Raw genomic sequence first — 15,099 nt, 5'->3', positions numbered from 1 at the left:
TTTGCCCTTCACGGCGGTCGTAACAGGGCATTGCTCATTTAAGGACGCTTTTCCATGCTCGCCGCCCTCAAAGACGAAACCCTGCTGCTGGTCGCCATCGGTGCCACGGTGCTGGCCTATGTGTTCGAACACGCGCTGCTCGGCGGTGGCCAGACCCTGGCGCTGGTCGCGGCGGGTGGTCTGATCGCCGCCATCATCTGCGCGGCCATGCGCGTGGCCCACCACGCCGAACTGCTGGCGGAAAAGGTCGGCGATCCCTACGGCACCATGATCCTGACCCTCTCCGCCGTACTGGTGGAGGTGATCATCCTGGCGATCATGATGAGCCACGACCATTCGCCGACCCTGGCGCGGGACACCATCTACGCCGCTGTGATGCTGGACATGAACGGCATCATCGGCCTGGCCGCGCTGCTCGGTGGCATCAAGCACGGCGAGCAGCCCTACAACGACGATTCCAGCCGCAGCTACGGCGTGATGATCATGACCGCGGTGAGCATTTCCATGCTGGTCCCGGAATTCATCCCCACGGCCCAGTGGCACGTCTATTCCTTCTTCACCATCGGCGCCATGGCGCTGCTCTATGCGCTGTTCCTGCGCATGCAGACCGGTCCACACAGCTACTTCTTCAGCTACAACTACCCGGAGAAGAAGCGCAAGCGCCCGGCCGTGGAAGGGCAGGCCGAGACGGGCGGGCATGGCAAGAGCAGTTCGGCCCTGTCCATCGGCCTGCTGATCGTCGGCATCGTCGCCACCGGGGCCCTGGCCGAGGTGATGTCCAAGTCGCTGGATACCGGCCTCGAAGGCCTGGCCGTGCCGGCTCTGGTGCCCGCCCTGGTGGTGGCGGTGATCTCCGCCAGCCCGGAGATCCTCACGGCGCTGCGCGCGGCCATGGCCAATCGTATGCAGTCGGTGATCAACATCGCCCTGGGCGCCAGCCTGTCCACCGTCATCCTCACCGTGCCGGTGGTGGAGGCCATCGCCCTGTTCAATGGCCAGCAGATCCAGATGGCCATGACCCCGGTGCAGACGGTGATGATGGCCGTGACCCTGATCGTCGCCGCCATCAATTTGAACGACGGCGAGACCAACGCCATCGAGGGCATGACCCACTTCGTGCTGTTCGGCACCTTCATCATGCTGACCATCCTCGGTCTCTAGGACTGCGCCATGATCGACAGCGAGATGATCAGCAACTACGGCTATGGCGCGGCCGTTATCGGCGCCTTGGTGGAGGGCGACGGCGTCGCCATCCTGGCCGGTATCGCGGCGCGCCACGGTTATCTGCTGTTCCCGCTCACGGCGCTGTGCGTGGCCCTGGGCGGCTTCATCGGCGACCAGACGCTGTTCTTTCTCGGCCGTCGCTATGGCGATGGCATCCTGCGCCGCTTCAAGCACCAGCAGCAGCGCATCGACTGGCTGCGCAGCCGCATCCACCGCCACGAGGCACTGTGGATCATCGGCATCCGCTTCGCCTACGGCTTCCGCCTGATCGGCCCGCTGCTGATCGGCGCCAGCGGGGTGCGGCCGCGGCGCTTCCTGTTCTACAACATCATCGGCGCGCTGCTGTGGGGCTTCTTCATGACCGGCATCGGCTACGCGGTGGGCGAGATCCTGCGGGATTTCTTCGCCGAGCATCATGTGTCGAAGCGCTGGTTCATCGCCGCGGCGATCTGTGTGGCGGTGCTGTTCATCGGCGCCCGCGCCATCCTGCGGCGGCGGGAGGGGGTGTAGGGGAGGTTGGTTGTGTAGGTTGTGTTGAGCGCAGGCGAAGCCCAAGGCTTTGGGTTTGAGCTGTTGTACTGGCTTATTATCGTGGTTTGCTGATGGTTGCTGTTTCGCCCACCCGGGCGAGTCACTTTTTTCAAACGCCAAAAAAGTAACCAAAAACGCTTGTCCCCACGTTTCGGCCCTTCGCTGCGCTCCGGGTCCCCGCGCTCCGGCGCCGCTCCGGGGGCACGGCACGAAGGGGCCTCCTGCCCCTCGCGCCTTGCTCGGCGTCCTGCCTCGCATCCCCCTGCGCAACGCCTGCACTCGGCCTCACTGACGGGGACGGGACGCAAGCCTGATACTTGGGTGTTCACAGGTTGTAGCGTGGAAAACCGCGCAGCGTTTTCCACTGAGGGAGTAACGCTTAACGCGTGGACAAGGCTGCGCCGTTGTCCACCCTACCGGTTTGCACCCAAAGCATCAGGCACGTGAATCGCCCCGTTCAGGAGGGCGAACGCCAGTGTCGTGGAGTGGGTCGAGCCGCATGGATGCGGCGAGAGGCCTAACGGGCCATGGACGGCCCGTGTAGGCCGACCCCGGAGCGGCGCTGGCGTGAGCGGACCCGGAGCGCAGCGGAGGGCCGGATGTCCGGGGCAAGCGTTTTTGGTTACTTTTGCCGCGATTGGCAAAAGTGACTCGCCCGGGTGGGCGAAATCAAAACCGTCAACGCACTCGATAAGCAGCCAAGGCACCGACAAAGCCAAGCCTGTAGCACCGTAGCGTTGGGCTTCGCTTGCGCTCAACCCAACCTACCGCCAACCCCTTGTCCAATGAAAAAGGCGCCCTGAGGCGCCTTCTTCAAACCAAACCAACCGCGAGTCAGACCTTGACGATCCAACCCTCCGGCGCCGGCTTGTCGCCGGTCTGGATACCGGTCAGTTCCTCGTACAGCTTGCGCGTCACCGGGCCGACGTCGGTCAGGCTGTGGAAGACGTGCAGCTTCTCGCCGTACTGGATGCCGCCGATGGGGGTGATGACCGCGGCGGTGCCGCAGGCGCCGGCTTCGACGAACTGGTCGAGCTGGTCGATGAAGACGTCGCCCTCGACCACTTCCAGGTTCAGCCGCTCGCGGGCCAGGTCCATCAGCGACATGCGGGTCACGCCCGGCAGGACCGACTCGGAACGCGGGGTGACGAACTTGCCGTCGCCGGTGATGGCGAAGAAGTTGGCCGAGCCGACTTCCTCGATCTTGCGATGGGTCAGGGGGTCCAGATAGATGCAGTCGGCGAAGCCTTCGGCTTTGGCCTGGGCACCGGGCATCAGGCTGGCGGCGTAGTTGCCGCCGACCTTTGCGGCGCCGGTGCCCTGGGGCGCGGCGCGGTCGTAGCCGGAGATGACGAAGTTGTGCGGGGTCATGCCGCCCTTGAAGTAGGCACCGACCGGGATGCCAAAGACCACGAAGTGGAATTCAGGGGCGGTGCGCACGCCGATGTTGTCACCCACGCCGATGACGAAGGGTCGCAGATAGAAGGCGCCACCGGTGCCGTAGGGCGGGATCCAGGCCTCGTTGGCCTTGACCACCTGCTGGCAGGCGTCGATGAACAGCTCGGTGGGGACCGGCGGCATCAGCAGACGGGCGCAGCTCTTGTGCATGCGCGCGGCGTTGCGGTCGGGACGGAACAGGTTGATGGAGCCGTCCTGGCAGCGATAGGCCTTGAGGCCCTCGAAGCACTGCTGGCCGTAGTGGATGGCCGTGGAGCCTTCGCTGATGTGCAGCTGGTTGTCGCGAGTCAGCTCGCCGGGTTGCCAGCTGCCGTCGCGATAGGTGGCGATAAAGCGGAAGTCGGTCTTGATGTAGTCGAAACCGAGGGTCTTCCAATCGATGTCCGCAGCGCTCATAGATCCTCGCAGTGCTCTCCGGCGGTCGGGCCGGTCGTTTCAGGGTGATGGCCGTGCGCCTCGCCGGCGACGGTTCAAGGGGTGGACGGGAAAGCGCCGTCCTCAGACTGTGAAAGATACCGCTTATCCGGACCGCTGGGGGCACCTTTCAGCCAATCGGGTCTCCAAAGCATGACGCTGGCCCTTTGCCGCTGCTGCCTGCTGCCTCAGGCTTGGCCGCTTGGGTCGCCACCAGGAGCTCGTTTTGAAAACAACGATGACGTTGCTGGGTGCCCTGACCCTGCCAACGCTCACGGCGCAGGCCGCCGGAATCTTCACCGATGCCTTCGATACGGCGCTCAATCGCCGGGTCATCGAGTGGCGCGGTGCCCCCTCGCCCGAGGGCATCGTCTTCAGTGTCATCGCCAGCCAGTTCAAGACCAGCGCCGGCCATGCCACCACCGACTTCCGTACCCAGCTGTCCACCTTCGGCGACAAGGTGCGCTTCCATGGCTGCAGCGCCAGTCGCTGGGAAATGAATGGGCGGCTCTACCTGCCGCTCAAGGGGCAGTACCGCATGGCCGGGCTGGACGAGCGCTATGGCGAGTACTTCATCGGCCAGCCCACGCGCCAGGACCTGGAATGGGTGGCCATGAACACCCGGGTCAACTACCGCCTTTGCCGCCTGCGCGAGACCCTTTCGGCCGAAGACCTGCAGGGCCTGCGCTGGGTGTTGCAGGCGGCGGAGCCGGACTAGTCGAAGCGGGTGATGACGGTCACCCCGGTGCCCTCGAAGCGGTCCATGTGCATCAAAGCCTCGATGGACTCGGCCAGGCCGATCGTGCGGCCGATCAGGCGCTCCGGCGCCAGGGTGGCATTGTGCAGCATGGCCAGCAGCGCATCGTAGCGATGGGCCTGCATGCCGTGGCTGCCGAGGATTTCCAGTTCCCTGGCGATCACCAGGTCCATCGGCAGCGCCGGCGTCGCCTGGTCGCCCAGCAGCAGGCCGACCTGGACGTGCTTGCCGCGCTTGCGCAGGCTGGCGATGGAGTTGCAGCAGGTAGTGGGATGACCCAGGGCGTCGAGGGAGACATGGGCACCGCCGCCGGTGAGCTCCCGCACCGCCTCGGGCACGCTGGCCACCTGGGTGGCGTCGAGGGTGGCCACCGCACCGAGGCGGCGCGCCAGCGCCAGTTTGTCGGCGGTGATGTCGATGGCCACCACCTGGGCGCCAAGGGCGCTGGCGATCATGATCGCCGAGAGCCCGACCCCGCCGCAGCCGTGTACCGCCACCCACTGGCCGGCGCTGACCTTGCCCTGGTCGACCACCGCGCGAAAGGCGGTCACGAAGCGGCAGCCCAGGCTGGCGGCGGTGGCGAAATCCAGTTGCTCGGGCAGGCCCACCAGGTTGAGATCGGCCTGGTGGATGCCGACGTACTGGGCGAAGGAGCCCCAGTGGGTGAAGCCGGGCTGGAACTGGTGATCGCAGACCTGCTGGTGGCCGGCGTGGCACTGGGGGCAGGCGCCGCAACCGCCGACGAAGGGGACCGTGACCCGGTCGCCGATCCGCCAGCGGCGGACGTCCTGGCCCACCGCCGCCACGATCCCGGCCAGCTCGTGGCCCGGCACATGGGGCAGTTCGATGTCGCCGTCGTGGCCGACCCAGCCGTGCCAGTCGCTGCGGCAGACACCGGTCGCCATGACCCTGACCACCACGCCATGGGGTTCGGGGGTGGGGTCCGGTACGGTGGTCAAGCGTGGCGGCGCGGAAAAGGCTTCGTAGACGACGGCTTTCATGGGCTGGCCTCGGCAGGGATGACTTCCGCCAGTATGGCAAAGCGCCTGGCGCGAGGCTGCCTGAATAGTTTGTCAGTGGCGCAAGGGTAGCGAGGAGGGCGGGCGGCTAGCCGGCCAGCGCCTGCAGCCCGCGCCAGGTAGCCGGCGCCGCGCCGGCCAGAGCCTGGACCAGGGCGGCCTTGAGCCGGCAATCGGGCAGGGCGCGATGGGTTTCCTGCACCGCGACGCCCTGCTGGCGGGCGGCCATGGCCAAGGCCTTGCGCCGCCAGCCGTCCTGGCTGCGGCTGTCGAGGCTGGGTTCCTGCCAGAACTGGGCATAGAGCTGCATCAGGCAGTGCAGGCGGGTGCCATCCACCAGTTGCACCGGTGGCGTTTCCCGCTCCAGTTCCGGCGGCAGCGCCAGGCCGTGCAAGCGGGCGTTGTAGCCCAGCAGGCGATAGTCGAAGGCCATGCCGTAGGCCAGCACGGTGCGGCCCTGCAGCAGCGGCCAGAGCCGGGCGAAGACCTCGGGAAAGGTGGGCGCCTGGGTGAGATGGGCATCGGTCAGGCCGTGGATCAGGGTCGCTTCGCGCGGCACGGCGATGGCGGGGCGCACCAGGGTGTCGAGCAGCACCCGGCCGCTCAGGGTCATCACCGCCACCTCGATCAGCTGCGCCTCTTCGCCCAGGCCGGTCGCCTCGGTATCCAGCACCAGCACGTCCTGCTCAAGCCAGCGCTGCGCCTGCTCGAGCACCCGCAGTTGCAGGGCGTTGTAGCCGGGGACGGCGACGGTGGAAGAGGACGACGACGAGGAATTCATGATACTGCCTGACACGGGTAACCAAGGATGCGCCCAGAAGCCGTAAGGGTCGGCTCTACGACGGGTGTGCGCATTCGATGCAAGATCATCGCCACAGGACACAGGGCATCCGTCGTGGGCGACGAGCGGACCATTGGGCGCGTCGGGGTCGCCGGCCGTGGCCGGCCTTGCGAGAATGGTGCTTTGAGCGACGATGAGGAGCGCCACCGCTTTGGCTGCCGCCCAGGGTTTCCTGCTGACACGCCTCTGGCGCGAGACTTCCACCGGCATGGAACTGGTGTTCTGGTTCGCCACCGATGCCGGGCCGCGGCAGGTGCGGATACCGGCACAGCAGGCGGTGGCCTTCGTGCCCGCCGAGCGACGGGCGGACATCGAGCCGTTGTTGCCCGCCGGGGTCGAGTTGCGCGAATTGGCGCTGCAGGACTTCCAGCGGCGCCCCGTCCTGGGGCTCTATGCGCCGCGCTATCGCACCCTGCGCGACCTCGAGCAACGCCTCACGGCGGCGGGTATCGAGGTCTACGAGGCGGACATCGCCCCGGCGGACCGCTTCCTCATGGAGCGCTTCATCACCGCGCCGGTACAGCTGCCGGTAGCCGGCGAGCGCGCCTCCCCGTTGCGGCCGGCGGCCGACTACCGCCCGACCCTGCGCACCCTGTCGCTGGACATCGAGACCAGCGAGCGCGGCGAGCTCTACAGCATCGGCCTGCACGGCTGCGGCCAGCGCCAGGTGTATATGCTCGGCCCGCCCACCGGCGAGGAGGTGGCGGTGGACTTCGACCTGGAATACGTCGCCGACCGCGCCACCCTGCTGCGGCGCCTCAATGCCTGGCTGGCGCGTCATGATCCCGACGTCATCATCGGCTGGAGCGTATTACACTTCGACATCCGGGTGCTCCACGAGCACGCCCGCACCCTGGGCGTGCCCCTGCACCTGGGCCGGGGCGCGCCCGAGGACGACCGCTACGAACCCGGCGGCCAGGGGCGCCCCTTCTTTGCCCTGCTGGCCGGGCGGCCGATCATCGATGGGGTGGAGGCGCTCAAGTCGGCGACCTGGGTGTTTCCCTCCTACAGCCTGGAAAACGTCTCCCGTACCCTGCTGGGCGAAGGCAAGGCCATCGACAATCCCCACGACCGCATGGCCTCCATCAACCGCATGTTCGCCGGCGAGAAGAGCGCCCTGGCGCGCTACAACCTGGTGGACTGCGAGCTGGTCACCCGCATCTTCGAGAAGACCGGGCTGCTGCGCTTCCTGCTGGAGCGGGCCAGCGTCACCGGTCTGCCGCTGGAGCGCCATGGCGCCTCCATCGCCGCCTTCTACCACCTCTATCTGCCGCTGATGCACCGCCAGGGTTTCGTCGCGCCCAAGCTGGGTGCCCAGCCGCCCGAGGCCAGCCCGGGCGGCTTCGTCATGGATTCGCGGCCGGGGCTCTACGACTCGGTGCTGGTGCTGGACTACAAGAGCCTCTACCCCTCGCTGATCCGCACCTTTCTGATCGACCCGGTGGGGCTGGTGGAGGGCCTGGCGCTGCCCGAGCAAGAGACGGTGCCGGGCTTTCGCGGCGCGCGCTTCCATCGCAGCCGGCACTGCCTGCCGGAGATGGTGGCGCGGGTCTGGGAGGGGCGCGATGCGGCCAAGCGTGCCGGCAACGCGCCCCTGGCCCAGGCGCTGAAGATCATCATGAACAGCTTCTACGGGGTGCTGGGCACCCCGCACTGCCGCTTCTTCGATCACCGCCTGGCTTCGTCCATCACCCTGCGCGGCCACGCGGTGATGCACCGCACCCGCGAGCTGATCGAGGCGCGCGGCCACCAGGTGATCTATGGCGACACCGACTCCACCTTCGTCTGGCTCGGGGGTGCCCACGGAGAGGCCGAGGCCGAGCGCATCGGGCGCGAACTGGTGGCGGCGGTCAATGCCCACTGGCGCGAACAACTGCAGGCCGAGCTGGGGTTGGCCAGCCATCTGGAGCTGCAATACGAAACCCACTTCGCCCGCTTCCTCATGCCCACCATCCGCGGCGCGGAGGAGGGCAGCAAGAAGAGATACGCCGGACTGCGGCCGGGTGCGGATGGCCAGCCCGAGCTGGTGTTCAAGGGACTGGAAACGGTACGCAGCGACTGGTCGCCGCTGGCCCAGCGCTTCCAGCGCGAACTCTATCTGCGCATCTTCACCGGCGAGCCCCACGAGGAGTACCTGCGCGACTTCGTCGCCCGCACCCGCGCCGGCGAATTCGACGACCTGCTGGTCTATCGCAAGCGCCTGCGGCGGCCGCTGGACGAGTACCAGAGCACCGGCCCACCCCAGGTGCGCGCCGCGCGGCTGGTCGAGGCGGAAAACGCCCGGCTCGGGCGCCGCAGCCAATTCCGCCGCGGTGGCTGGATCAGCTACCTGATCACCACCGCCGGCCCCGAGCCGGTCGAGTTGCCCCATGCACCGCCGGACTACGACCACTATGTGCAGCGCCAGCTGGCGCCAGTGGCCGACGCCATCTTGCCCTTCGTCGGCGACCGCTTCGAGCGGTTGCTGGATCGGCAAATGGGGTTGTTCTGATGACGGCTACGGATGGCGGGCTGGATGAGGCGGGTTTCATCCGCCAGGTGCCCCGCGTGCCCTTCCAGGCCGAGTACCGCGCCGTGCTGGCGGCCATGCGCCGCCAGTTGCCGGCGCTCCTGGGCGTCCACTTGGTAGCGCTCTATGTCTATGGCAGCGTCGCCGAGGGTCGCGCCCGACCAGGGCGATCGGACCTGGATCTCACGCTGATCCTCAGCGATGCCTGCCCGGCTGAAGCCTTGCAGGCGCTGGAGCAGCTCAGGCGGGTGTTGGAGCACCAGCATCCCGCCGTCAGCAAGATCGATTTCGACCTCGGTCGTCGGGCCGAGGCGCTCGCCGCCGCCCACCGCTACAGCTGGGGCTATTGGCTCAAGCACCAGTGCCGCTGGCTGTGGGGCGAGGACCTGGCGCGCCGTTTCGCGCCCTTCACGCCCGAGGTGGCCATCGCCCGGGCGGTGAATGGCGAGGTGCTGCCGCTGCTACGGGGCTTCGTTCCGGCGATCGCCACCTGCACGGTGGCCGCCGAACGCCTGAGTGTCCAGCGCGAGGCCGCGCGGCGCCTGCTGCGCGCGCTCCACCTGCTGCGCCGGCCGGAAGAGACCGGTTGGCCCTGGAGCCTGGCAGACCATCTGGCGCGTGCCCTGGGGCGCCATCCCGAGCAGCGCCCCGCCCTGGAATTCTTCTACCGGGAAGCCCTGCAGCCCCAGGCTGCCGCGACCGACTTCGCTCAGCGGCTGGCTGCCTTCCTCGCGTGGTTCGAACGGCAATTGGGCCAGGCGGGGTACTGAGGTCCCATTGGCAGGCCGCTCCAGAGCGCCCTCACCCCAGCCCTCTCCCGCAGACGAGAGATGGGCGGTCCGGGCGCGCGGGTAAGGTTTGGCGTAGGGGGATGACGGCTTGGCCTCATCCACCAGGGCATCCCGCCGCGACAAACGCTTCGCTCGCACTCGCTTCTGTCTAGCCAGTCCCATTGGGGTGATGCAACCGTCGTTTGGGCCCCCTGACTGCAGGATGAGGCCCGCCCTCGGGGTGAGCGCTCGTTATACTCCGGTGGCGACGGGCCTTTTCCGCGTGAAGAAGATGGACCCTTGGCCGCGCCAGCAGCGGTAACGATGATTTCTTGGATTTTCAGACGGCGGATAGATGAGCAAACAGGCGGATGTGGCCAGACCCAACAATTCCAAGCACCTGACCCCCAGTGACCTGCCGTTCCCGGTGGTGGGGATCGGCGCTTCCGCCGGCGGTATCCAGGCGCTGTTGCGTTTCTTCGAAGCCCTGCCGGCCGACTGCGGCATGGCCTTCGTGGTGGTGATGCACCTCGCGCGCGAACACCAGAGCAATCTCGACCAGATCCTCCAGCGGGCGACCCGGCTGCCGGTGCGCCAGGTCACCGAGCCGGTGCCCATCGAGGCCGAACACGTCTATGTGATTCCGCCCGGCGCGGACCTGACCATGAACGACGGCTACCTGCGCCTGAGCCCGGCCGAGCGGCCCCAGGGTGATCACGTCGCGGTGGACCTGTTCTTCCGCGCCCTGGCCGACGTGCACAAGACACGGGCCATCGCCATCGTGCTGTCGGGCAACGGCGCCGATGGCTCGGTCGGCCTGGGCCGGGTCAAGGAGCAGGGCGGGGTGACCTTGGCGCAATCGCCGGAAGACGCCGAGTTCGAGTCCATGCCCAGCAGTGCCATCGCCGCGGGCGCGGTGGACTTCGTGCTGCCCGTGGTAGACATGCCGCAGAAGCTGCTGGAGCTGGCCATCACCATCAATTCGCTGAGCCAGGGCGAAATGCGCCAGATCGATTTCGAAGCGCGGGTGCCGGGCGCTTCGAGCAAGGCCATGCAGCTGGCGCTGCGCGACATCCTCACCCTGCTGCGCACCCGCACCGGGCACAATTTCAAGCAGTACAAGACGGCTACCGTGCTGCGCCGGGTCGAACGGCGCATGCAGGTGAACACCATCGCCGACATGCCGGCCTATGCGAGCTTTCTCCACGAGCATCCCGAGGAAACCCCGGCGCTGCTCAAGGACATGCTCATCGGCGTGACCAATTTCTTTCGCGATCGCGAGGCCTTCGAGGCCTTGGAACGGGATGTCATCCCGGAATTGTTCGAGCATCTGCCAATCAACGAGGACGACCAGGAGCTGCGCGTCTGGAGCGCGGCCTGCTCCAGCGGCGAGGAGGCCTATTCGCTGGCCATGTTGCTGACCGAGCAGGCCGAGCTGCGCCAGTCCGGAGCACGATTGCAGATCTTCGCCACCGATCTCGACGAGCATGCCCTGGCCATGGCCCGGCATGGCGTCTATCCGGGCTCCATCGTCACCGATGTCGCGCCTTCCCGACTGCGCCAGCACCTGCTCAAGGAACAGAATCAGTTCCGGGTGAAGAAGGAGTTGCGCGAGAAGGTGCTGTTCGCCCAGCACAACCTGCTCAGCGATCCGCCGTTCTCCCGGCTCGATCTGATCAGCTGCCGCAACCTGCTGATCTACCTGGACCGGGAGGTGCAGGCCGAGATCCTGCATACCTTCCACTTCGCGCTGAAGCCGGGTGGCTTCCTGTTCCTCGGCAGTTCCGAGTCCGCCGACGTGCAGAGCAACCTGTTCGCCACGGTGGACAAGAAGAACCGCATCTACCGCGCCAAGCACACCACCAGCGTGGTACGCCCCACGCCACTGCTCAATCTCAATCCCGGGATGCACAGCGTGCGCCTACCTCCGCACCAGGTCGGCCGGCGCAAGAAGGTGTCCTTCGCCGAGGTGCACCAGCGGGTGCTGGAGCAGTACGCGCCGCCGAGCATCATCGTTGACCGCGAATCCAACATCGTGCACATGTCCGAGCGGGCCGGGCGCTTCCTCCGCTACGTCGGCGGCGAGCCCAGCTACAACCTGCCGGCGCTGGTGCTGGAGGAGTTGCGCCTGGAATTGCGTACCGCGCTGTTCCAGGCGCTGCAGAGCAACAAGAGTGTCGAGGCGCGGCGGGTGCACATCCAGCGCGACGACCGCAGCTACTACATCAACATGGTGGTGCGGCCCTTCCGCGACAGCGACACCAGCACCGACTACATGCTGGTGCTCTTCGACGAAGTCGAAGACGTCATGAGCACCGATTCCCGCAGCGATCACACCGAGGCCAAGGACAGCGTCCTCACCCAGCTGGAAGCCGAGTTGCAGCGCACCAAGGAGCAGCTGCAACTGACCATCGAGCAGTCCGAGACCTCCACCGAGGAGCTCAAGGCTTCCAACGAGGAGTTGCAGGCGATCAACGAGGAGCTGCGTTCGGCCACCGAAGAGCTGGAGACCAGCAAGGAAGAGCTGCAGTCGATCAACGAAGAGCTGATCACCGTCAACTACGAGCTCAAGTCCAAGATCGAGGAAACCGGCAAGATCAACGACGATCTGCAGAACCTCATCACCTCCACCGACATCGCCACGGTGTTCGTCGACCGTGGCATGCGCATCAAGAGATTCACTCCGCGCGCTGCCAGTATCTTCAACATGATCGTCAGCGATACCGGGCGTTCGCTGCTCGACATCACCCATCGGCTGGACTACCCCGAGCTGGCCGACGACGCCAGCCAGGTGTTCGAATCCCTGCGGCTGATCGAACGCGAGGTCCGCAGCCACGACGAGCGCTGGTACCTGGCGCGGCTGCTGCCCTACCGCACTGCCGAGGATCGCATCGAAGGCGCGGTGCTGACCTTCATCGACATCACCGAGCGGCGCCTGGCCCAGGACCGCGCCCGCGCCGGCGAGGAAAACATGCGCCTGGTGGCGCAGAACATCCAGGACTACGCCATCGTCACCCTGGACGCCGGCGGCATCATCAACAGCTGGAACGGTGGCGCCACCCGTTTGTTCGGCTACAGCGAGCGTGAAGCCCTGGGCCAGCCGATGGGCCTGATCTTCACCCCGGAGGACGTCGCCGCCCAGGTGCCGGAGGCGGAGCTGCGCACCGCCGACGAGGATGGCGCCGCCAGCAACGAGCGCTGGCTGAGACGCAAGGATGGCAGTCGCCTGTATTGCACCGGGGTGCTCAGCCGGATGAGCAATGCTTTCGGCGGGCGCGGCTACGCCAAGATCGCCCGCGACGCCACCGCCGACCACGTGCGCTCCAGCGAGGCCGCCACCCAGCAGGCCCAGCAGCGCGCCCTGGGTCAGCTCAAGGACGAGTTCTTCGCGGTGATGTCCCACGAACTCAAGCATCCGCTCAATCTGATCCAGCTCAACAGCGAGTTGCTGACCCGCTCGCCGGTGCTGCGCGACGTGCCCCTGGCGCGCCGTGCCACCGAGGCCATCCAGCGCGCGGTACGCAGCCAGGCGCAGATCATCGACGACCTGCTGGACCTCTCGCGCATCCGCACCGGCAAGCTCAAGCTGGAGCGCCAGAGCCTCGACCTGGCGCAGCAGCTGCGTGAGATCGCCGAGGTGATCCGGCCGCTGGCGGGCGAGGTGCAGGTCAGCTGCCCGCGGCTGCCGGAGGCGCCGCTGTACGTCCAGGCGGATGCCACCCGCATCGGTCAGATCGTCTGGAACCTGCTCAACAACGCCATCAAGTTCACCCCGGCCGGTGGCCAGGTGGAGATCAGCCTGGGCGTCGACGGTAGCGAGGCGCGGCTGGACGTCAGCGATACCGGGCAGGGCATCGACCCCGACTTCCTGCCGCGGGTGTTCGAGATGTTCGGCCAGGCGGAAATGAAGTACACCGCCCGCGCCCAGCACGGCCTGGGCATCGGCCTGGCCCTGGTCAAGCAGTTGGTGGAGGCCCATGGCGGGCGGATCGAGGCCCATTCCGCGGGCCTCGGCCAGGGCGCGCGTTTCAGCGTCTGGCTGCCGCTATGCGCGGACGAGCGTCGGCACTCGCCCGAGGCGCGAGCGGAGGAGCAGTCCATTACCGGGCTACGGGTGCTGCTGGTGGACGACTCTCCCGACATCGTCGAGACCCTGCAGCTGCTGCTCGAGGAAGAGGGCGTGCTGGTCACCCCGGCGACCGACTCTCGGAGCGGCCTGGCGCTGGCCCAGGCGCAGGATTTCGACGTCATCCTCTCCGACATCGGCATGCCGGAGATGGACGGTCATGAATTCCTGCGCCAGGTACGGGCGGGTGATCGCAACGTCGGCACCCCGGCGGTGGCGCTGTCCGGCTATGGCACCCGGCTGGATATCGACAAGGCGCGGGCGGCGGGTTTCGCCCGCCATCTCAACAAGCCGGTCAGCTTCGAGGCCTTGATCGCCGTGCTGCACGAGTTGCGCGCGTCGACCTAGCGCCGGGCGGGTGTTACGGTGGCATAGTCAGACGATTCGCGGCACACTCGGGAGTCAGCGGGGCGCCGGCCCATCCGGGTCGGACACCCCGCGTCCCGCCAGAGGAGCGCCGCGATGACCCGTCTCACCGCCAAGGATTTCTCGCCCGAACTGCTCGAACTCTATGACTTCTATGTCCACGGTCGCATTAGCCGCCGCGACTTCCTCGACCGCGCCGGCGCCTGCGCCGCGGTTCTAGGATTGTCGGCCACCGGGGTGCTGGCGGCCCTGAGCCCCAACTACGCCCTGGCCACCCAGGTGGAATTCACCGATCCGGACATCGTCGCCGAGTACGTTTACTACCCCTCGCCCCAGGGCCATGGGCGGGTCCGTGGCTACCTGGTGCGCCCGGCCAAGGCCGGCGGCAAGGTACCGGCGGTGGTGGTGGCACACGAGAATCGCGGTCTCAATCCCTATATCGAGGACGTTGCCCGCCGCCTGGCCAAGGCCGGCTACCTGGCCCTGGCACCGGATGGTCTGACCTCCATGGGTGGCTATCCCGGCAATGACGACAAGGGCCGCGAGCTGCAGCAACAGGTCGATCCGCAAAAGCTGATGAACGACTTCTTCGCCGCCGTGGAAACCCTGATGAGCCACGAATTCAGTACCGGCAAGGTCGGCATCACCGGCTTCTGCTATGGCGGCGGGGTGGCCAATGCGGCGGCCGTGGCCTATCCCGAGCTGGCGGCGGCCGTGCCTTTCTACGGTCGGCAACCGCGCGCGGAAGAGGTGGCCCAGATCAAGGCGCCGCTGCTGATCCATTACGCCGAGAACGATCCGCGCATCAACGAGGGCGCCGCCGCCTACGAGGCGGCGCTCAAGGCCGCCGGCAAGACCTTCGAGGTGCACAGCTACCCCGGCACCACCCACGGCTTCCACAACGATTCCACCCCGCGCTACGACGAAGCCGCCGCGCGCCTGGCCTGGGAGCGCACCCTGGGCTGGTTCGGCCGCTACCTGAGCTGATCGCGTCGGTATCCCGGCGCAGCCCCCAGGTCCTGGGTGGCTGCGCGGACCCGCCTGCCTTGCCGTGCGCATCGTTTGTTAACCACCTGGGCTGAGG

Annotated in this window: 10 protein-coding genes; 7 read left to right on the top strand and 3 right to left on the bottom strand. The window is 67.2% G+C overall.

Annotated features, from left to right (window positions below; translation table 11 throughout):
* The first annotated feature begins 54 nt into the window (after positions 1 to 54).
* Complete coding sequence (locus ACYJP6_RS07275) at positions 55 to 1,161, top strand: calcium:cation antiporter (RefSeq protein ID WP_459474374.1); 1,107 nt, start codon at positions 55 to 57, stop codon at positions 1,159 to 1,161.
* 9 nt (positions 1,162 to 1,170) lie between these two features.
* Entirely contained in the window at positions 1,171 to 1,734 is a 564-nt protein-coding gene (locus ACYJP6_RS07270; RefSeq protein WP_459474373.1) for a DedA family protein, read from the top strand.
* 855 nt (positions 1,735 to 2,589) lie between these two features.
* Here the strand turns inward: ACYJP6_RS07270 and ACYJP6_RS07265 are convergent.
* Positions 2,590 to 3,609 (bottom strand): branched-chain amino acid aminotransferase, encoded by a 1,020-nt coding sequence (locus tag ACYJP6_RS07265; protein WP_145006632.1) that lies wholly within the window; start codon positions 3,607 to 3,609, stop codon positions 2,590 to 2,592.
* A 244-nt stretch (positions 3,610 to 3,853) separates the two neighbouring features.
* On the opposite strand from ACYJP6_RS07265, the gene ACYJP6_RS07260 reads away from it, so the two are divergent.
* Entirely contained in the window at positions 3,854 to 4,345 is a 492-nt protein-coding gene (locus tag ACYJP6_RS07260) for a hypothetical protein (RefSeq protein ID WP_459474372.1), read from the top strand.
* Here ACYJP6_RS07260 and ACYJP6_RS07255 read toward each other — a convergent pair.
* Complete coding sequence (locus ACYJP6_RS07255) at positions 4,342 to 5,385, bottom strand: zinc-dependent alcohol dehydrogenase family protein (protein WP_459474371.1); 1,044 nt, start codon at positions 5,383 to 5,385, stop codon at positions 4,342 to 4,344. The genes ACYJP6_RS07260 and ACYJP6_RS07255 overlap by 4 nt on opposite strands.
* 106 nt (positions 5,386 to 5,491) lie before the next feature.
* Entirely contained in the window at positions 5,492 to 6,184 is a 693-nt protein-coding gene (locus ACYJP6_RS07250) for a 3'-5' exonuclease (RefSeq protein WP_459474370.1), read from the bottom strand.
* Between the two features lie 211 nt (positions 6,185 to 6,395).
* On the opposite strand from ACYJP6_RS07250, the gene ACYJP6_RS07245 reads away from it, so the two are divergent.
* The 4 genes from ACYJP6_RS07245 to yghX all read left to right on the top strand — a co-directional run bounded on the left by ACYJP6_RS07245 (position 6,396) and on the right by yghX (position 15,002).
* Entirely contained in the window at positions 6,396 to 8,735 is a 2,340-nt protein-coding gene (locus ACYJP6_RS07245; protein WP_459474369.1) for a DNA polymerase II, read from the top strand.
* The gene (locus ACYJP6_RS07240; protein WP_459474368.1) at positions 8,735 to 9,523 is read left to right on the top strand and encodes a nucleotidyltransferase domain-containing protein; all 789 of its coding nucleotides are present in this window, start codon (positions 8,735 to 8,737) and stop codon (positions 9,521 to 9,523) included. The genes ACYJP6_RS07245 and ACYJP6_RS07240 overlap by 1 nt, the downstream gene beginning before the upstream one ends.
* A gap of 355 nt (positions 9,524 to 9,878) precedes the next feature.
* A complete protein-coding gene (locus ACYJP6_RS07235) occupies positions 9,879 to 13,997 on the top strand; it encodes a CheR family methyltransferase (protein ID WP_459474367.1) in 4,119 nt (1,372 codons plus the stop codon).
* 114 nt (positions 13,998 to 14,111) lie between these two features.
* Positions 14,112 to 15,002: a YghX family hydrolase gene (gene yghX / locus ACYJP6_RS07230; RefSeq protein WP_459474366.1), complete on the top strand. Its 891-nt coding sequence runs from the start codon at positions 14,112 to 14,114 to the stop codon at positions 15,000 to 15,002.
* Positions 15,003 to 15,099: the final 97 nt, after the last annotated feature.

It is taken from the genome of Pseudomonas sp. No.117, assembly GCF_054558395.1.
Note: the sequence above shows the minus strand (reverse complement) of the source record. Positions and strands in the feature narration are given on the sequence as shown.